This window comes from Hymenobacter ruber (assembly GCF_054783255.1).
Map to the genome: position 1 here is coordinate 553608 of NZ_BAAGQX010000003.1, position 17901 is coordinate 571508.

The following is a 17901-nucleotide window of genomic DNA, read 5'->3' on the forward strand; positions in this document are numbered from 1 at the left end:
CATCCTCCTTCAAATACATGGTTGATTACACCGAGCCACTCCCGGCCGCGACTTACCGCCGGCTGCGCGTGGCCCAGGGCCTAGTGTTGCTGTTTCATTTCACCGGTTTTGTGGGGTTGGCGTTTTCCAAAAACCCCGACTTTTACCTGCGCTTTACGCCGCTCACGCTGGGTCTCACGGCCCTGTTGCTGCTCTGGTTTCAGCCCAAGCGCGATGCCAGCTTCTGGGGCTTTTGCCTCACGGTGCTGCTGCTGGGCTTCGGGGCCGAATTTGTGGGCGTGAACACGGGCCGGTTTTTCGGACATTACACCTACGGCGACACGCTGGGATTTAAATTATTCGATACCCAGCCCTTCAAAGGCGTGCCGCCGATGATTGCCTTGAACTGGCTGGTGCTCACGTACCTGTGCGGCATGCTGGTGCGCTACCTGCCGCTGGGCGAACTGCCACGCATTCTGCTGGCAGCCGGGCTCATGGTGGGCTTCGATGCCTGCCTGGAACCGGTGGCGGGGCGCTATGATTTCTGGCATTGGTCGGCCGGCGTGATTCCGTTCCAGAACTTTCGCGACTGGTTCATCTTTGCCTGTATCTTGCAGATGCTGTTCAACCGCACCACCTTCACCAAGCGTAACCCGCTGGTGCCGCTGGTGTACATCACGCAGCTGCTGTTTTTTTTCCTGCTCGGGGCACTCTAGCCAACGCGACAGCGTTCGGCGCGAGGCCAGCCGGCCACGTTCTCTTCCTTCTGAAAATAGACTTACGCCTCCCTTGATGCCTGATTTTACGCTGCCGACGGCTTCTCTGGAAGCCGCTATGCCTGTTTTTTATCGTTACGGCCTGCATACTGCGCCCAATGCCGTGCTGGCCACAGCCCTACACACCACCGAGGCCGACCTGGTGGCCCAGTTTCCTAGCCGCGAGCTGCTAGTGCACCACGCCATTCTGGCCGATATGGAGCGCCAGAAGCGCGAACACGTAGAACTATTCGCTCAATATTCATCGGCCGTGGAGCGCCTGTATGGCTTGCTGCAACTTGGCCTGCGCGACCTGGCCGCCGTGCCGGGCCAATTCTACATAGACCTGCAAACCGGGTTTCCGCAAACGTGGGAAGCGGCCATGGAGAACGTCAATACCTATTCGGCCCCGCAGCTCCAACAGCTGTTGAATGACGGCATTCGCAACCGAATGTTTCGTTCTGACATTAATATTCAGTTGGTTACCAAGATTATTGTGGAGCAGTTGAATATGCTGCTCAACCCGCAGGTATTCCCGCCCGACCGCTACAACATGCGCGAGGTTTTCCGCAGCATTTTCCTGTACTACATTCGGGGCATCTGCACCGATGAAGGCGCGCGGATTGCGGCCGAGCATTTTGCCCGGCTGTAGGCAGCTCCGGCGTCGCGGCCGGGGGTAACTCTCTGTACCGATGCGTTTATCAAAATTGCGTGGCTGGCTGGTGCCGGCCGCCGCGAGCCTGCTGCTGGCGGGCTGCCAGGGCAAAACTTCGTCGTCGGAAACGGCCACGACGACGGCCCCCACCGAAACTGAAGCCGCCCCCACCGACACGGCCAGCGTGCCCGCTCCGAACGACGGCATCACGCCCGCGCTCATGGCACAGCACATCAAGGTGCTGGCTTCGGATGAGTTTCAGGGCCGGCGGCCATTCACGGCGGGCGAAGAAAAGGCCACGGCTTATCTGGCTTCGGAATTCAAGAAGCTGGGCTTGCAGCCGGGGGCCAATGGCTCATATTTTCAGGCGGTGCCGCTGGTGGAAATCGCGGGCCAGCCCGACTCGATTGCGACGGTGACGGGCAACGGCAAAACCTTGCAGCTGAAGTACCGGCAGGATTTCATGTTCCTGACCGAGCAGGAAAAGTCGGTTATCAGCATCAAGGATTCGCCGCTGGTATTTGCCGGCTACGGCGTGACGGCGCCCGAATATAAATGGGACGATTACGCCGGCCTCGACGTGAAGGGCAAGACGGTGGTGGTGCTCATCAACGACCCCGGCAACGCGGGCAACGACACCACCATGTTCAAGGGCAAGGCCATGACGTATTATGGCCGCTGGATGTACAAATATGAGGAGGCCGCCCGCCACGGCGCTACCGGCTTGCTCATCATTCACGACACCAAGCCTGCCTCTTACCCCTGGACGGTGGTGCAAAGCAGCAACGGCGGCGCCAAGCTGCACCCCCAGACGCCCGACCACGGCGCCAGCAAAGTGGCCCTCGAAGGCTGGATGACGCTCGACGCGGCCAAGCGCCTCTTCACGGCCGCCGGCCAGAACTACGACGAAGCCTACGCCGCAGCCAACCGTCCCGGCTTCCGCGGCCGGGTAATGAACCTGAGTTTGAGTACTACCATCCACAACAAAATCACGCGCAAAACCTCGAAAAACGTGGTGGCCGTGCTGCCCGGCACCACGCGGCCCAAGGAATACATCATTTACTCAGCGCACTGGGACCACCTGGGCATCGGCAAACCGATTGCGGGCGATTCGATTTACAACGGCGCGCTCGACAACGCCAGCGGCTGCGCGGGTCTGTTGGCCATTGCCACCGCCTTCAAGCAAGCCAAGGAGAACCCCCAGCGCAGCATCGTCTTCCTGGCCGTGACTGGCGAGGAGCAGGGCTTGCTGGGCTCCGATTATTACGCGCAGCACCCGCTGTTCCCAGTGGCCAGCACGGTGGCCGACATCAACATGGACGAGCTGCTGGCCTTCGGGCCGATGCGCGACTTGACCATCATTGGCTACGGGCAATCGGAGCTGGACGACTACGCCCGCGCCGCCGCCAAGGAGCAGAACCGCTACGTCATCCCCTTCCAGCATCCCGAAACCGGCAGCTTCTACCGTTCCGACCACTTCAGCTTCGCCAAAGTGGGCATTCCGGCGCTCTACGCCAGCGGCCAGTTTGAGAGCCGCCTGCACGGCAAAGCCTTCGCCGAAAAGCAGCGCAAGGACTTCGAAGAGAAAGCCTACCACCAGCCCGCCGACCAGTTCGACCCCAAATGGGACCTGCGCGGCGCGGCCGAAGATGCCCGCCTGCTGTTCCGCGTCGGGCAGAAATTGGCTTGGGAAACGACGTTTCCGAAATGGAAGGAAGGGTCAGAGTTCAAGGCCACGCGGGAGAAGAGTCGGGCCGGGAAATAGGGTTTATTTAAGGATGTAGAGACGCATAATTACGTCTCGTCGTTGAACGATGCCGTTGAACGGTGCAGTTCCGGCTGTTCAACGACGAGACGCAAAATGTTGCGTCTCTACAGCGCCAGCAGCCAGCCAAGCAGCGCCATTCGCGCCGTCCACGCCAGCGTCCTTATCCAGTTGGTGCGCGTGAGGCCATCGATAGCAATGTAGTCGTAGCCTTGTTCGAGGCGGTTGTGGAAGAGCCCCGAAACGAAGAACGTGGCTGCCCAGATTACCCCCACCAGGCCCAGGCTCCACCAGCCCGCGCCGCCCGGCAGCACCACCCGCCCGGCCCAGGCCAGCCAGATGGCGAGGGCCAACTCCAGCATCATTGGGACCATCACTACGTAGCTCATGCGGCGGGTGTGGGCCGCGTGGAAGGCCGCCCACGCGGCTTTCGGCACCTTGCCGAAGCTGGGGTAATGCACCACCTGCACCGTCCAGATGAGGCCGGTGAGGTAGGCGGCCACGGCGAAATTGAGCAGAAGCAGGAGGTGAAGCGACATAAGCGGAAAAATAATTTCACCGGAAACATAGCGGTTTTCGGGGGCTTGCGCGGTACGCAAACGTTCCCGTGAGAAGAAGCCGAAACCAGCACAGCGGGCCAATATTTCCGTACCCATACGCTGTTGCGTAGGTTCGCACCGCACATTTTGCCCATTACAATGGCTGTAAGCATCGAAAATCTCACCCAACTCTTTCCGCCCGACGCGGCGGCCATCCCCGAAGCCTGGCGGCTGACCGAGCCGCTGCACCAGCGCCAGTACCTGCTCGACGGTGAGCTGCGCGAGTGGGCCGGGCCCACGCAGGAAGTCATCTCGCCCATGTTTGAGCGCCGGCCCGACGGCTCGCTCGCGCCCCGCGTCATCGGCTCATACCCGCTGCTCGATGAGGCCGAAGCCCTCAAGGCCCTCGATGCCGCCGTGCAGGCCTACAACTTCGGCCGCGGCGAGTGGCCGATGCTAAGCGTGGCCGAGCGCATCGCGGCGGTGGAGAAATTCACCCGTCTTATCGTGGCCCGCAAGGCCGAAATCGTGAAGCTGCTGCTGTGGGAAATCGGCAAGTCGACGGCCGATTCGGAGAAGGAATTCGACCGCACCGTCGACTATATCCACGCCACTATTAACGCCTTGAAGGATATGGACCGCGACTCGTCGCGCTTCACCATCACCGAAGGCATCATCGGCCAGATTCGGCGCTCGCCGCTGGGCGTAGTGCTCTGCATGGGCCCCTTCAACTACCCGCTGAACGAAACGTTCTGCATGCTGATTCCCGCCCTCATCATGGGCAATACGGTCCTCTTCAAACCTCCGAAACATGGCACCCTGCTGCACTTCCCGCTGCTCCAGGCCTTCACCGAAGCCTTCCCGAAAGGCGTGGTGAACACGGTGTACGGCCGCGGCAACGCGGTGGTGCCGGCCCTGATGTCGTCGGGCAAGATTGATGCACTGGGCCTCATCGGCAGCAGCCGCGTGGCCGATTCGCTCAAGAAGCTGCACCCCAAATCCAACCGCCTGCGGGCCATTCTCGGGCTCGATGCCAAGAACGTGGCCATCATCATGCCCGATGCCGACCTGGACGTGGCGGTGAAGGAATCAGTGCTGGGTTCGCTGAGCTTCAACGGCCAGCGCTGCACCGCGCTCAAGCTGTTTATGGTGCACGAGAGTATTGCCGGGGATTTCGTGCAGCGCCTCGCCGCCGAAATCAACAAGCTGAAACCCGGCATGCCCTGGGACGCGGGCGTGAACATCACCCCCCTACCCGAGCCCCAGAAGCCGAACTACTTGGCCGAAGTCATTGCCGATGCCGAGGCTAAAGGTGCGCGCGTGATGAACGAAGGTGGCGGGACCACGGCCGGCCCGCTGGTGTACCCCGCCCTGCTCTTCCCCGTGAAAAACGGCATGAAAGTGTGGCGCGAAGAGCAGTTCGGCCCGGTGGTACCGGTGGCCTCGTTCGCCAACGTCGACGAAGCCATTCAGTACATCATTGACTCCGACCACGGCCAGCAGGTAAGCATTTTCGGCAGCGAATCGCAGGAAGTGGCCGACCTCATCGACCAGCTCGTGAACCAGGTGAGCCGCGTGAACATCAACGCCCAGTGCCAGCGCGGGCCCGATACCTTCCCCTTCACCGGCCGCAAGGATTCAGCCGAAGGCACCCTCTCGGTGTATGACGCGCTGCGCTCGTTCAGCATCCGCACGGTGGTGGCTACCAAGCAGACCGAAGCCAACAAGCATCTCTTCAACGAGATTGTGGACGGCCAGGAAAGCAGCTTCCTCAGCACCCGGTTTATTTTGTAGGCCCGGTCGCGGCGGCTTCGGCCGCCGCGACTACGGTTGCCGTTTGGTCCTGCGGCAAAGTCACCACAAACTCGGTGAACGCGCCTTCCTCGGAGCGCGCCGTGAGCGTGCCGTCGTAGCCGTTGGTGATGATGTCGTAGCTCAGCCACAGGCCCAGGCCGGTGCCTTCGCCGGGCGGTTTGGTAGTAAAAAACGGGTCAAAAATCTTGTCCAGCACCACGGCCGGAATGCCGGTGCCGTTGTCGCGCACGTGCAGCTCCACGGCGCCGCTCACGCGCCGGGTGCGCACCCGCACCGAGGGCGTATAGGCCGGCCCCAGCAGCAGGGCCTTCTGGTGTACCGCGTAGAAAGCGTTGGTGAACAGGTTGAGCAGCACGCGGCCCAGCTCCTGCGGCACCACGTGCAGCGCACCGAGGGCGGGGTCCAGGTCGAGGGTGCGGGCTACGGTGAAGTCGCGGTGGGTGTTTTGCAGGCTGTGGTAGGCCAGGCGCAGGTAGTCCTGGGCCAGGTCGTTGAGGTCCACGGGCTGGCGCTGGCCGGGGTCGGCGTGGGTATGCTCCAGCATGCCGCGCACAATGCTCGCCGCTCGATTGCCGTGCTGGTTGATTCGGAGCAGGTTTTGCTTCAAATCATCCAGCAGCGAGGCTTCCAGTTCGGGGTCTCGGGATGGCTCCTGCCGCTCTGCTTCCAGCTCCGCCAGCATTTCCAGACTCACCTCCGAAAAGTTATTCACGAAGTTGAGCGGGTTCTGAATTTCGTGAGCCACGCCCGCCGTGAGGGCGGCCAGCGCCACCATTTTCTCGCTTTGCACCAACTGACTCTGGGCCACTTTCAGCTTGGTGAGGGCCTGGTCGAGGCGGTCACGCTGATGGGCAATCTGCCCGTTTTTCTCGTTCAGCACCCGGTTGGCGCGCTGCTTGAGGAAAATGTTGCGGGCAAGCAGGCCGGCCAGTAGCAGCAGGCCCGCCAGGCCGGCCAGTAGCAGCAGGCCCGCCAGGCCGGCCAGCAGACCCCGCATTTCCTGGCGCTGCTGGTGGGCCTTTTGCTCCTGCAACTGCTGGCGCTGGGTGAGCAACACAATCTGGTCCTGCTTGCGGGCCAGCTCGTAGCCGTAGCGCAGGGCGCTGGTGCGGCGCTGAGTTTCGATGCCCGCCACCGAATCTTTGTACGCCACCCACAGCCGCTGGTACCGGTAGGCGTTGGCAAAGTCGCCGCGCCGGGCGTAGGCCTGGGCCAGAATGTCGCTGCCGTTGCGCAGGCTCTCGTTGCTGCGCGACGGCTGGCTAAGCGCAAAGGCGTGTTCGGCCAACGCCACGGCGCTATCGGTGCGGCCCTGTAGCAGGTACACCCGCGCCACGGCCAGCTCGGCGGGCGGCAGGTTGTAGATGTCTTTGGTGGCTTTGGCTTCGGCCCGTGCCTGCGTGGCGTAGTACAGGGCCTGCGGCAGTTTGCCCTGCCCGGCGTACAGTTCCGACAGCCTTATTTCGTCGCTGAGTGCGTTTAGCACGTCGCCGGTTTTGCGGTTCAGCTGCACGGAGCGGCGCAGGTAGCGCAGCGCTTTGGGCTGGTCGTTGAGCTGCCGGTAGCAATTGCCCACCATATTCAGGGCCGAGGCCACCATGTGCTCATCACGCAACGCAGCAGCATTGCGGAAAATGGGCAGCAGCACACCCAGCGCATCCTGATAATTACCAAGCTGCGCATATACTCCGCCAATGGCTACCCGCGTCCGGTTGACAATCTTCAGGTTACGCGACTTCTCGGCGTAGGTCAGCCCCCGGAGCGCCGCCCGCAGCGCAGCCGCGGGGTTGGCCTGCTCGTTCTCAATCAGGCTCCATTGCAGGAACGTGTTGGCCAGCCCCACCATATCGCGGCGCTTGGCAAACAGAGCCTGCGCCTCCTGCGTGCGCTGCCGGGCGCGGCCATAGTCGGCCCGGCGGCGGTAGCGCGTACCCAGCCCCAGCAATTCCTGCCCCAGGCCCACGGAATCGCGCAGCTGCCGGCTCAGGGCCAGCGCCTGCTCCAGCACGGCCGTTGACTGCGCCGCATCGTCCATAAACAAGGCCCCGCTCAGGGCTTGCAGCTGGCGCACGCGCGTGGTGTCGGGGCGAGGATTAGCCCGCAATACTGCCTGTAGGCTATCCGCGGTGCGCGGCTGGGCCCACAAACCCAACCTTAGGCCAACAGCGAGAAGCAGGATAAGCCAGCATTTCACGGGCGAAAGTGCTAAGCGTGACGCATGATAGTAGCAATGTAAATCCGTACTCCAGCGTCAGCTTATGGGGGGTAAGGAGGATTTACAATCATCCCAAAATCATCTTTCACTTGAGTAAGTTTATTGTCTTTATCGCTAATTGGGGTATCCGTATGCATAACGACTCGCCAAGCCCTTTTTCCATTAATCGGCTTGTCCAGAACCGTATCTTGTACGATTGTTGCGCCCTTCTTTTTGAGTTCGAGGATTGCAGTACCAATAGCGGCCGCGTTTGACGCATCATCGGTTTCAGAACTCGCATCTATCTCATAGTATGGAACTTTCTTTCCGTTCGATTGCACCGAAGGCTGGGTAATGAAGCGCACCTCATATTTCTTACCCAGTAGCCATTTCTTATCCTTAAAGGAATAGACCAATGGGTCGGTACTCACCGGAGTTGGCTTATCTCCTTTGTTGTACTTGGTTGCGGCATCCGTACACGCGGCATTAGTAGCGTACTGAAATTCTTCTGATGCGACCCTCCCGAACTTAAGCTTATCCGAAATATAAATGTATTCGTTTGTCGTACAGGAAGCGACACTCAGCGCGAATAACAGGCAGGCAACCAATGAATAGAACTTCACAAACCAAATATGCAAATTATACTATAAATATTCATTATTAGAATTATTAAATTGAAAAATAATTTAGCCTTGCGCTCCTAAAGTCAATGGGCGCGCAAGCATCCTTTGTAGCTTGGTAATTGTCGTTGCCCGCCAACTTTGCATGCTGGCTTATGGCCTGCCTCTGCTACTCTTCTCATCATCAACCGCTGCCGTTTTTCCCGCATGAAAAAATCCCTCTTCCTGCTTCCTCTGCTAGCCGCGGCCGTTACCGGTTGCCCATCAAATTCCTTGAAAACGGCCAGCACCGCCGATAAGCCCGACATCCTGCACGCGGCCCTGGACACGACCGTGGCCCCCGGCGACGATTTCTTCACCTACGCCAATGGCACCTGGCTGAAAAACAACCCCATCCCGGCCTCGGAAAGCAATATGGGCATCGGCAAAAAGGTGCAGGACGAGATTTATACCCGCCTGCGTCAGACCAGCATCGAAGCTGCCGATGCGAAGGCTACGGCTGGCAGCAACCAGCAGAAAATCGGCGATTTCTGGGCCGTGGGCATGGATTCAGTAAAAGCCGATAAGCTGGGAGCAACACCGCTCAAGCCAGAGCTGGACCGCATCGCAGGTATGAAGGCCGTGGCCGAAGTGCCGGGCGTCATCGCCCACGAAATTCCACTGGGCGTGAACGCGCTCATCGGCCCGCGCGTGGGCCAGGACGACAAGAACAGCGACAAAATGGCCCTCTACCTACGCCAGGCGGGCCTGGGCCTGCCCAACCGCGATTACTACTTCAACACCGACTCGCGCACCAAAAACATCCGCGCCGAGTACCTGAAGCACGTCGCCAATACCTTCAAGCTGCTGGGCCAGGACGCCGCCACCGCCCAGGCCAACGCCGCCAAGGTGATGGCCCTGGAAACCACCCTGGCCAAGCCCTCGCGCAAGCTCGAAGCCCTGCGCGACCCCTATGCCAACTACCACAAGATGAGCATCGCGCAGCTTGACAAGCTCACGCCTGGCATCGACTGGAAAACCTGGCTCGGGCAGATGGGCGTGGCTAAAGCTGACACCGTCATTGTGGGCCAGCCCGAGTTTTACCAGACCGTGGGCCAGCTGCTGAAAACCACGCCGCTGGATGACTGGAAATCCTACCTCGCCTGGCACGTGGCCCACGAGTTTGCGCCCACGCTCAGCCGCCCGTTTGTGGATGAGAACTTTCATTTCTACGGCACGGTGCTACGCGGGGCCACCGCCATCCGTCCGCGCTGGAAGCGGGTGCTCGACATGCAGGAGAATGCCCTGGGCGATGCGCTGGGCCAGCTTTTTGTGAAGGAATACTTCAAGCCCGAAGCCAAAGCCCGCTACGACACGCTGGTAAAAAACGTGGTTTCGGCCTTCGCCGAACACATTCAGAAAGTGGACTGGATGAGCGCGCCCACCAAAGTAGTGGCCCTGGACAAGCTCCACAAAATCACCCCCAAAGTAGGCTACCCCAACAAGTGGAAAGACTACTCGGCCCTGACCATTGACCGCAGCTCCCTGGCCGCTAACGTGATGCGTGCCAACCAGTGGCAGTATAACTACGAGCTCAACAAGCTGGGCAAGCCCGTGGACCGCACCGAATGGGGCATGACCCCACAGACCTACAACGCCTACTACAACGGCTCGAACAACGAGATTGTGCTGCCAGCGGCCGCCTTCGCCATCCCCGGCCTGCTCGATGCGGATGCCGACGATGCGCTGGTGTACGGCTACGCCGGGGCCAGCACCATCGGCCACGAACTCACCCACGGCTTCGACGATGAGGGCAGCCAGTACGACGCCCACGGCAACCTGCACGAGTGGTGGAGCAAGGACGACCGCAAACGCTTCAACGAGCGCGTGAACGGCATCGTGAAGCAGTTCAACGGCTACACCCTGCTCGATTCGCTGCACATCAACGGCAAGGCCACGGCCGGCGAAAACATTGCCGACCTCGGCGGCATCGTCATTGGCCTGGATGCCTTCAAAAAGACCAAGCAGTACAAGGAAGGCAAGAAAATCAACGGCCTCACGCCCACGCAGCGCTACTTCTTAGGCTATGCCCTGGGCTGGCAGATGCACGTGCGCGACGAAAGCCTGGCCTCGCAGCTGCTCACCGACGTGCACTCGCCCGCCCAGTACCGCGTGAACGGCCCGATGGCCGACGTGCCCGCCTTCTACGAAGCCTTCGGTATCAAGCCCGGCCAGAAGCTCTACCGCCCCGACTCGACGCGGGTGGTTATTTGGTAGAGCGATGAGGCATAAAATATTGAGCATAAGACTGTCATCCTGAGCGCAGCGAAGGACCTTTTCACGTCAGAGCAATTTGTGCGAACGTGATAAGGTCCTTCGCTGCGCTCAGGATGACAGTCTTTTCATTGAGCCACACTTAACCCTTCCCCTCCGCAACTACTTAGCCGCTGGCATGCTCACCGTCACGTTGGTACCCGCGCCGGGGCGGCTCTGAATCACGAGTGTGCCGCCGTGGCGATGCACGAAAGCGCGGCACAAAGCCAGGCCCAGTCCGAGGCCGGTGGCCTGGGGCACCGGCGACGGTTCGGGCAGCGCCGGGCCGCTCATGAGCGATGATACGGTGGCGGCGCTCATGCCCGGCCCGGTATCGGTGCAGCTAAGCAGGACCATGCGCGGGTCATCGGGGTCGGGGGCGGCTTCGAGGTGGACGTGGCCGCCGGCGGGCATGAATTTCAGCGCGTTGCCCACCAGGTTGCGCAGGATGGTGCGCGTCATGTTGCGGTCGGCCAGCAGGCGCAAATCCGGCGGGGCGGCCATGGTGATATGCTGCCAGCTGGCAGCGGCCGTGGTCTGGTACAGGGCCTGGCACTCGGCAAAGAGCTCCGTGACCAGCAGGGGCGTGGGGCGGCAGTCGAGTTCGCCGGTCTGGCTCACAGCCCAGTTCAATACGTTGTCGAGCAGGCGGTTGAGGCTGTCGGAAGCCTGGCGCACCAGCGCGGGTAGGCGGGCCAGGCCGGCCTGGTCGTTCTGGGCGATGTAGGAATCAATGAGACTGGTAACGCCCGCAAAGGCCGTGACCGGGCCGCGCAAGTCGTGGGCCACAATGGCGTAGAGCTTGTCCTTGAACACGGCCACGGCGCGCAGCTCCTCCGACGCTTTTTCCAGGGCGCGGTTGTTGGCGGCCAGGGCGGCGCGGCTGCGGCGCAGGTTGCGGTGCAGGTACACGGCCACCAGCAGACCCAGCGCCAGAATAGCCACGGCCGCTCCCAGCACGCGGTTGTGCCAGCCCTGCTCGGCCTGCTGCGCCGTGAGCTGGCGCAGGCGGCGGGCGCGCTCCTGGGTTTCGTAGCTGACCTGGGCCGCTGCCAGGGTTTGCATGGTCTGGCGGTTGTTCAGAGTATCGTTCAGGTCTACGTAGCGCTTGTTCCACTCGTAGGCTTCGCGGTACTTGTCGTGCTCGGCGGCTTCGGCGGCCAGAATGCTATAGGCGTCGAGCACGCGCTCCAGGTAGCCGCTTTGGCGGGCCAGCGCCAAGGCTTCGCGCACGGCGGCATCGGCCCGGTCGGGCTGGTCGGTCTGGATGTAGTACATCGCAAACAGAATCAGCTGCTCGGCTTGGTTGCGGGCCGCATGCTGGCGGCGGCTAATGGCCAGCGCCTGCGTGAGCAGCCGTTTCACCCGGGGCAGGCGGCCCAACTGCATCTGGTAGGTTGCCAGACTGGAGAGGTAGGTCGATTCGGCCGTGGAGTCGCTTTCGCGGCGGGCCAAAGCCAGCGCCAGCGAATCGAAGTGCAGGGCCTGCGGCACCTGCTTCCGAAAAAAGAACAGGCTGCCTACGTTGCCCAGCAGCTTCATGCGGGTGTGCCCGCTCACCCCGGGCCGCTGGCTGAGCTGTAGCGCCCGCTGGTAGTGCCGCCAAGCCGTGGTGGAATCGCCGCGCTCGTGGTAGATGCTGCCCTGAGCGGTGTACACGCGCATCAGGGCATCGGTGTCGTGCTGGGTGCGGGCCAACTCTTCGGCTTCGTTCAGCAGGCTCAGGGTCTCCGGGCCGTTGGATAGGTTGGCGTAGCAGCTGGCCAGGGCCAGCAGGCTGCGCAGCAGGCCGGGGGACTGCTCATCGGCGGGCAGGGTGCGGGCCAGGGCCACGGCGGCCTCGCCGTAGGGCAGGGCACGGGTGGGCTGCTCGTCGTGCAGGCGGTAGCACATGGCCGTGAGCAGGCGCAGCCGGGTGGTATCGGGCAGGCCGGTGGCCAACTGCCGACGCAACACCTCGGTACTGACCGGCACAACGGCCCCGGCTTGGGCGGGCACTAAATGCACCAGCAGCCCCAAGGCTATCAGCCATCTCAGCAAAAAACCGGGCCGCGTCATAAATGGCTGCATAGTGCTAGTCAAAGATAAGCACTGCGCCGTTAACTTTCACGCTTTAATGCTATTTCAGCATTGCGATATATTCCCAATTTGAAACTCTACGTCAGGCACAAAAGGCGCACAAGCGGGATAACAATTGATTTTATCTGATTAATTCTACTGCCCGGCAACTCCAAAACTGGATTCTGGGTACGATGATACAATTTCTAACCCTGAAGTTCAACGAGCCGCCAAGCCGGCAGCCACGCCTGTCAGCCCGGTTAGCAGCCGAACTTATTTCTGCCCCGCATCGCGCTCAGCCTGCCGGGCCAGCTTGGCGTTGAGGCGGGCGGCATCGCCACGGCGCACCACGCGGGCAATGTGAATGCTGAGCTCGTAGAGCAGCAGGATGGGGATGGTGACGATAATCTGGGCCGAAATGTCGGGCGGGGTGATGACGGCCGCGATGATGAGGATGACCACAATGGCGTGCTTGCGGTAGGTCTGCATGATTTCGGGCGACACAATGCCGGCCTTGGCCAGGAAGAACACAATCATGGGCAGTTCGAACACGAAGGCGCACGACACGCTCATGGTGGTGAGCGTGCTCAGGTAGCTCTGCATGTCAATCTGGTTTTCGATGCTGGCATCGACCACGTAGCCGGCCAGGAAGTTGATGCTGAGCGGCGCGGCGATGTAGTAGCCGAACAGCAGCCCCATGATGAACAGCACCGACACGAAGAATACGGCCCCCTGCGAGTTCTGCCGCTCGTGCGGGTACAAACCCGGCTTCACAAAGCGCCAGATTTCCCAGAACAAATACGGAAACGCCAGCAGAATGCCCACGATGAACGAGGTGCTGATGTGCATGGTCAGCTGCCCGCTCATTTCGCGGTTCTGAATCACGAAGCCGATTTTGTCGATGCACAAATCCGGCGCGTGCACCCACTGCCCGAACTTGCAGAACATGCGGTAGGTCCAGAAATCGGGCCGCGAGGGGCCCAGAATCAGGTCGTGAAACAGGAAATCCTTGGCGAAAAACGCGCCGGTGGCAAACACCACCACCGAAATAGCCGCCCGGATGATGTGCCAGCGCAACGCCTCCAGGTGGTCGATGAAGGACATTTCGTGCTGTTCGCCCAGCGGTTGGTTGGTTTGTTGAGGTTGCACGGAGGGGAATCGATAATAAAGGGGAAATAAATATCGTCTGTCATCCTGAGCGCAGCGAAGGACCTTATCGCGCCCGCAGCAGCTGGATTGCGGCCAACCGTTCAGCGGTGATAAGGTCCTTCGCTCTGCTCAGGATGACAGACGATTTCATCCTATACGCAGAAACCTACGCAAACAGCGGGTAGTCCTGCAGCCAGGTGTTCACCTGCTGGCGCACCTGGCCGATGCGGGTGTCGTTGTCGTGGTTCATCAGGGTTTCGTCAATCAGCTCCACGATGCGGTGCATGTCGGTTTCGCCCAGGCCGCGGGTAGTTACGGCGGCCGAGCCGATGCGGATGCCGCTGGTTACGAAGGGCGACTTGTCGTCGAACGGCACCATGTTTTTGTTGATGGTGATATCGGCGCGTACCAGCGTGTTTTCGGCCAGCTTGCCGCTGAGGCCCTTCGACCGCAGGTCAATCAGCATGAGGTGGTTGTCGGTGCCGCCCGAGATGATGTCGTAGCCCAGGCCCACGAAGCCTTTGGCCAATGCCTGCGCGTTGCGCGCTACCTGCTGGGTGTAGGTTTTGAAGTCATCGGTCAGCGCCTCGCCGAAGGCCACGGCCTTGGCGGCGATGACGTGCTCCAGGGGGCCGCCCTGGGTGCCGGGGAACACGGCCGAGTCGAGCAGGGCCGACATGGGGCGGATTTCGCCTTTCGGGGTTTTCAGGCCGAAGGGATTGTCGAAGTCTTTGCCCAGCATGATGAGGCCGCCGCGCGGGCCGCGCAGGGTTTTGTGCGTGGTGGTGGTCACGATGTGGCAGTGCTCGAAGGGCGAGTTCAGCAGGCCAGTGGCGATGAGGGCCGAGGGGTGCGAGATGTCGGCCAGCAGCAGGGCACCCACTTCGTCGGCGGCTTCGCGCAGGGTTTTGTAATCCCAGTCGCGCGAGTAGGCCGAGGCGCCGCAGATGATGAGCTTGGGCCGCTCGCGGCGGGCAATGTCCTTGATTTTGCTCCAGTCGATGAGGCCGGTTTCGCGCTCCACGCCGTAGAAGCTGGGCTGATAGAGCTTGCCTGAGAAGTTCACGGCCGAGCCGTGGGTGAGGTGGCCGCCGTGGCTGAGGTCGAAGCCGAGGATTTTATCACCGGGCTGCAGGCAGGCCAGCATCACGGCGGCATTGGCCTGGGCACCGGAGTGGGGCTGCACGTTGGCCCACTGCACGCCAAAGAGCTGCTTGATGCGGTCGATGGCCAACTGCTCCACTTGGTCCACGATTTCGCAGCCGCCGTAGTAGCGCTTGCCGGGAAGTCCTTCGGCGTACTTGTTGGTGAGCACGGAGCCCTGGGCGGCCATCACCTGGTCCGAAACGTAGTTTTCGGAGGCGATGAGTTCGAGGCCGTGGGTCTGGCGGGTTTTCTCCTGCGCGATGAGGTCGAAAACGGCGGTATCGAGAAGGCGGGCGGGGGCGGCTGTTTGCATGGGCGTAAAGGTAAGGGGGGATAAGGGATAGGGAATAAGGTCCGTCTGTCTGTACGGCTGTCCTGCCGGCTGTCATCCTGAGCGCAGCGAAGGACCTGCCCACGTCAGCGCCGACTGAATTACTGTAAACCCTTCTAACGTGAGCAGGTCCTTCGCTGCGCTCAGGATGACAGCCGATTTTCCTGGCTATCTCTTGAAGCTGCTCCTATTCCCCGTTTCCGTTGTTACTTGCTATGGCCTTTACTTTCTGCTATGTCCACTCCTCTTGCCGAAACCCTTACTCAGCTGCGCATCGGCAATCAGAAATTCCTGATTGACTTTTACCAGCGCAGTCGGCACCTGTTTGCCCGCTGGGCGCAACGCAAGCACCAGCTGCCCGCCGACAAGGCCCACGGCCTGCTCCAGGACACGCTGCTCGATTTCTACGACCACGTGGCCGACGGCCGCATCACCCGCATGCCCGACGACCTGCGCGCCTACCTCTACGGCATGGCCCAGGAGCGCATTGCGGCCCATGTGCCCGCCCACCAGCCCCTGCCCGCCGCCGAGGCCAGCCGCCGCCAGCGCCTGCTGGCCCAGTTCAATCAGCTCAGCACCGACTGCCAGCAGGTGCTCACCTACTTCTATTTCCGGGGCTACCATTTTGAGAAGATGGGCGGCAAAATGGGCTTTCCCAACGCCACCGTGGCCCGCCGCCAGAAAAGCACCTGCCTGCGCAAGCTCTACGACCTGGTGCGCGGCGGCTATGAGCCGATAACCGGCGAGGTGGCGTGAATGGAGGCTGAACGAAACAAGCACGACAAAAAAACCGGTCATGCCGAGCGCAGCGAAGCATCTTTACCGCGCCACTAATCCTTTTGATTGAATTACTATTGCGGTAAAGATGCTTCGCTGCGCTCTGCATGACGTTCTTTTGTAAAGCAGCCTGACGCTTTCACCCCACTTCTCCTCCCCTTCGCCCCGTGGCCATAGACCTCCGCCCTTATTTCGATGAGCTCGAACGCTTCGCCGATGGCCAGATGAGCCCGGCCGAGCAGGATGCTTTCGAGCTACGGCTGGAGCAGGACGAGGCCCTGGCCGACGCCCACGCCGCCTACGAGCAGCTGACCGCCGACCTGCGCTGGGCGGCCGGCCACGACACCCTGCGCCAGCGCCTACAGTCCCTCGACGACCGCATGAACGAGCGCGGCACCGCCCTGGCCCGCGCCCACCACCTGGCCCAGCGCCGCCAACGCCGCTGGGTAGTGCTGGGCACTTTGGGCGCGCTGCTGCTGCTAGCCGGCGTGGCTGCCTGGTACGTGGTTCGCCCCACCCAGGCGCGCCCGGCCCGCAACTGGGAGGCCTACTACCAGCCCGACCCCGGCCCCGCCGTGACCACCGGCCTGCTGCACAGCCGCCCCCTGCTGGCCGAAGCCCTCGACCAGTACCAGTCGGGCCACTACCCGGCCGCCCTGCACTCGCTGGGCCGCGTGAGCCCCACCAACGTGGGCGCCGATACCCTGCTCTACCTACGCGGCCTGATGCTGCTGCGCCAGGGCCAGGGCAACGCCGCCCAGCTCTACCTACGCCGCGTGAGCGACGACAGCGCCGCCACCGGCGCCCTGGCCCGCCGCGCCCGCTACCACCTCGGCATGGCCTACTGGCAGGCGCAGGAGCTGGCCCCCGCCTTGGCCACCCTGCGCGCCGTGGCCGCCGACTCGCTCAGCCCCTACCGCGCCTCGGCCCGGCGGGCAGTGGCGGCGGGCGTGCTGGATGGCAAGTAAACCAGCCGAAGAACGCCACAAATGGCACAACTGGCGCGAGTGTAGCGCCGCGTAACTCGCGCTAGGCGGGGAGTGATAGAATCAGAATTTGGCGTCGAAGCGCCCTTGCGTGATTTTGAGCGTGTCGCAGCCGGTACGCGCAATTATTGCGTCGAAAGTCCCGGCTATGATTCGACTATTAATGTCAAATCGGGTGATGTTTAGCGTTGCCTTCCTGTAAGTCACGTCACGACTATCATACATAAAACCGCATGGTTGTACGCCCCCGCTGGAATAAAGCACCTCCCCAATCCCTGTACTCAGATTCAAGGAGTAATTACCCGGAGTATTTGCCGGGGCAGCATCGATACTATAGGTACTTAGTGAGTCCCCCACCCTCTAACCGGTAAGTCTCAATCCCCAAAGCTCCACCTCTAAAAGTTGAGTCGTAAGACACGTAAAGATTACTCATCCCATTATTGCCTTTAGGCGTGTAAGCTTGGCCATTGACGAGGCAGCCAAAGGTATTGGCCCCGGTCTGGGTGGCGGGGGGCAGTTGGCTGGCCGGGTCGGGGTCTTTCTTCTTGCACTGGCTCAGGCCCAGCAGGGCGGCCAGCAGCAGAATGGCGGCTTGTTTATTCATGGCTGGAAATGGGTAGAATCCGAGATGCCGCAGTGCCTGACGGGGGAGCGCCAGTACCCATCAAACGTAAGGGGCTTTTCGATGGAAATCAATTAAATGTTTCTACTCATTAGACCTTTAAACCGGCCTGTCGCCCGAGCTTTCAGCTGCTTTAAGTGCCTTCCGGCGCACTGGCGGCCCATTGCTACGCATGAAAAAGGACTTTAGCGACTTGAATACATCGCCGGATTATGCAT

The 17901-nt window shown here is 61.4% G+C and carries 15 protein-coding genes; 7 read left to right on the forward strand and 8 right to left on the reverse strand.

Going from position 1 to position 17901, the window contains the following annotated elements; genetic code table 11:
* Positions 1-17: 17 nt before the first annotated feature.
* The 3 genes from ACYVM5_RS09295 (at position 18) to ACYVM5_RS09305 (ending at position 3154) form a co-directional block, all read left to right on the forward strand.
* Entirely contained in the window at positions 18-695 is a 678-nt protein-coding gene (locus ACYVM5_RS09295) for a carotenoid biosynthesis protein (RefSeq protein WP_460617844.1), read from the forward strand.
* 118 nt (positions 696-813) lie between these two features.
* Positions 814-1386, forward strand: a complete 573-nt coding sequence (locus ACYVM5_RS09300) for a TetR/AcrR family transcriptional regulator (RefSeq protein WP_460617845.1) — start codon at positions 814-816, stop codon at positions 1384-1386.
* Between the two features lie 40 nt (positions 1387-1426).
* Positions 1427-3154 (forward strand): M28 family metallopeptidase, encoded by a 1728-nt coding sequence (locus ACYVM5_RS09305; protein ID WP_460617846.1) that lies wholly within the window; start codon positions 1427-1429, stop codon positions 3152-3154.
* A gap of 107 nt (positions 3155-3261) precedes the next feature.
* Here the strand turns inward: ACYVM5_RS09305 and ACYVM5_RS09310 are convergent, their stop codons facing one another.
* Positions 3262-3693 carry a hypothetical protein gene (locus tag ACYVM5_RS09310; RefSeq protein WP_460617847.1) on the reverse strand — a complete coding sequence of 144 codons (432 nt, stop codon included), beginning with the start codon at positions 3691-3693 and terminating at the stop codon, positions 3262-3264.
* Positions 3694-3852: 159 nt separating this feature from the next.
* Here ACYVM5_RS09310 and ACYVM5_RS09315 point away from each other — a divergent pair, with 159 nt between their 5' ends.
* A complete protein-coding gene (locus ACYVM5_RS09315) occupies positions 3853-5487 on the forward strand; it encodes an NADP-dependent glyceraldehyde-3-phosphate dehydrogenase (RefSeq protein WP_460617848.1) in 1635 nt (544 codons plus the stop codon).
* Here the strand turns inward: ACYVM5_RS09315 and ACYVM5_RS09320 are convergent.
* Both ACYVM5_RS09320 and ACYVM5_RS09325 read right to left on the reverse strand, forming a co-directional pair.
* A complete protein-coding gene (locus ACYVM5_RS09320) occupies positions 5477-7612 on the reverse strand; it encodes a tetratricopeptide repeat-containing sensor histidine kinase (RefSeq protein ID WP_460617849.1) in 2136 nt (711 codons plus the stop codon). The genes ACYVM5_RS09315 and ACYVM5_RS09320 overlap by 11 nt on opposite strands.
* Before the next feature lie 152 nt (positions 7613-7764).
* A complete protein-coding gene (locus tag ACYVM5_RS09325; protein ID WP_460617850.1) occupies positions 7765-8325 on the reverse strand; it encodes a hypothetical protein in 561 nt (186 codons plus the stop codon).
* A 204-nt stretch (positions 8326-8529) separates the two neighbouring features.
* Here ACYVM5_RS09325 and ACYVM5_RS09330 point away from each other — a divergent pair, with 204 nt between their 5' ends.
* Positions 8530-10578 (forward strand): M13 family metallopeptidase, encoded by a 2049-nt coding sequence (locus ACYVM5_RS09330; protein WP_460617851.1) that lies wholly within the window; start codon positions 8530-8532, stop codon positions 10576-10578.
* A gap of 159 nt (positions 10579-10737) precedes the next feature.
* On the opposite strand, the gene ACYVM5_RS09335 is transcribed toward ACYVM5_RS09330, so the two are convergent.
* The 3 genes from ACYVM5_RS09335 to ACYVM5_RS09345 all read right to left on the reverse strand — a co-directional run bounded on the left by ACYVM5_RS09335 (position 10738) and on the right by ACYVM5_RS09345 (position 15280).
* Positions 10738-12684, reverse strand: a complete 1947-nt coding sequence (locus tag ACYVM5_RS09335) for a sensor histidine kinase (RefSeq protein WP_460617852.1) — start codon at positions 12682-12684, stop codon at positions 10738-10740.
* 261 nt (positions 12685-12945) lie between these two features.
* A complete protein-coding gene (gene tatC / locus ACYVM5_RS09340; RefSeq protein WP_460617853.1) occupies positions 12946-13821 on the reverse strand; it encodes a twin-arginine translocase subunit TatC in 876 nt (291 codons plus the stop codon).
* Between the two features lie 166 nt (positions 13822-13987).
* The gene (locus tag ACYVM5_RS09345) at positions 13988-15280 is read right to left on the reverse strand and encodes a serine hydroxymethyltransferase (RefSeq protein ID WP_460617854.1); all 1293 of its coding nucleotides are present in this window, start codon (positions 15278-15280) and stop codon (positions 13988-13990) included.
* Positions 15281-15532: 252 nt separating this feature from the next.
* Between ACYVM5_RS09345 and ACYVM5_RS09350 the strand changes: the two genes are divergently transcribed.
* Entirely contained in the window at positions 15533-16054 is a 522-nt protein-coding gene (locus ACYVM5_RS09350) for an RNA polymerase sigma factor (protein WP_460617855.1), read from the forward strand.
* 188 nt (positions 16055-16242) lie between these two features.
* On the forward strand, positions 16243-17043 hold the full coding sequence (locus tag ACYVM5_RS09355) for a hypothetical protein (RefSeq protein ID WP_460617856.1): 801 nt from the start codon (positions 16243-16245) through the stop codon (positions 17041-17043).
* Between the two features lie 81 nt (positions 17044-17124).
* On the opposite strand, the gene ACYVM5_RS09360 is transcribed toward ACYVM5_RS09355, so the two are convergent.
* A complete protein-coding gene (locus tag ACYVM5_RS09360) occupies positions 17125-17418 on the reverse strand; it encodes a Riean_0653 family protein (protein WP_460617857.1) in 294 nt (97 codons plus the stop codon).
* Complete coding sequence (locus ACYVM5_RS09365) at positions 17393-17665, reverse strand: Riean_0653 family protein (RefSeq protein WP_460617858.1); 273 nt, start codon at positions 17663-17665, stop codon at positions 17393-17395. The genes ACYVM5_RS09360 and ACYVM5_RS09365 overlap by 26 nt, the downstream gene beginning before the upstream one ends.
* Positions 17666-17901: the final 236 nt, after the last annotated feature.

What these genes read in the sequence shown, in the direction of transcription:
- ACYVM5_RS09295 (WP_460617844.1), top strand. Translation starts at nt 18, where the DNA reads ATGGTTGATTACACCGAGCCACTCCCGGCCGCGACTTACCGCCGGCTG.
- ACYVM5_RS09300 (WP_460617845.1), top strand. Translation starts at nt 814, where the DNA reads ATGCCTGTTTTTTATCGTTACGGCCTGCATACTGCGCCCAATGCCGTG.
- ACYVM5_RS09305 (WP_460617846.1), top strand. Translation starts at nt 1,427, where the DNA reads ATGCGTTTATCAAAATTGCGTGGCTGGCTGGTGCCGGCCGCCGCGAGC.
- ACYVM5_RS09310 (WP_460617847.1), bottom strand. Translation starts at nt 3,693, where the DNA reads ATGTCGCTTCACCTCCTGCTTCTGCTCAATTTCGCCGTGGCCGCCTAC.
- ACYVM5_RS09315 (WP_460617848.1), top strand. Translation starts at nt 3,853, where the DNA reads ATGGCTGTAAGCATCGAAAATCTCACCCAACTCTTTCCGCCCGACGCG.
- ACYVM5_RS09330 (WP_460617851.1), top strand. Translation starts at nt 8,530, where the DNA reads ATGAAAAAATCCCTCTTCCTGCTTCCTCTGCTAGCCGCGGCCGTTACC.
- ACYVM5_RS09335 (WP_460617852.1), bottom strand. Translation starts at nt 12,684, where the DNA reads ATGCAGCCATTTATGACGCGGCCCGGTTTTTTGCTGAGATGGCTGATA.
- ACYVM5_RS09345 (WP_460617854.1), bottom strand. Translation starts at nt 15,280, where the DNA reads ATGCAAACAGCCGCCCCCGCCCGCCTTCTCGATACCGCCGTTTTCGAC.
- ACYVM5_RS09350 (WP_460617855.1), top strand. Translation starts at nt 15,533, where the DNA reads ATGTCCACTCCTCTTGCCGAAACCCTTACTCAGCTGCGCATCGGCAAT.
- ACYVM5_RS09365 (WP_460617858.1), bottom strand. Translation starts at nt 17,665, where the DNA reads ATGAATAAACAAGCCGCCATTCTGCTGCTGGCCGCCCTGCTGGGCCTG.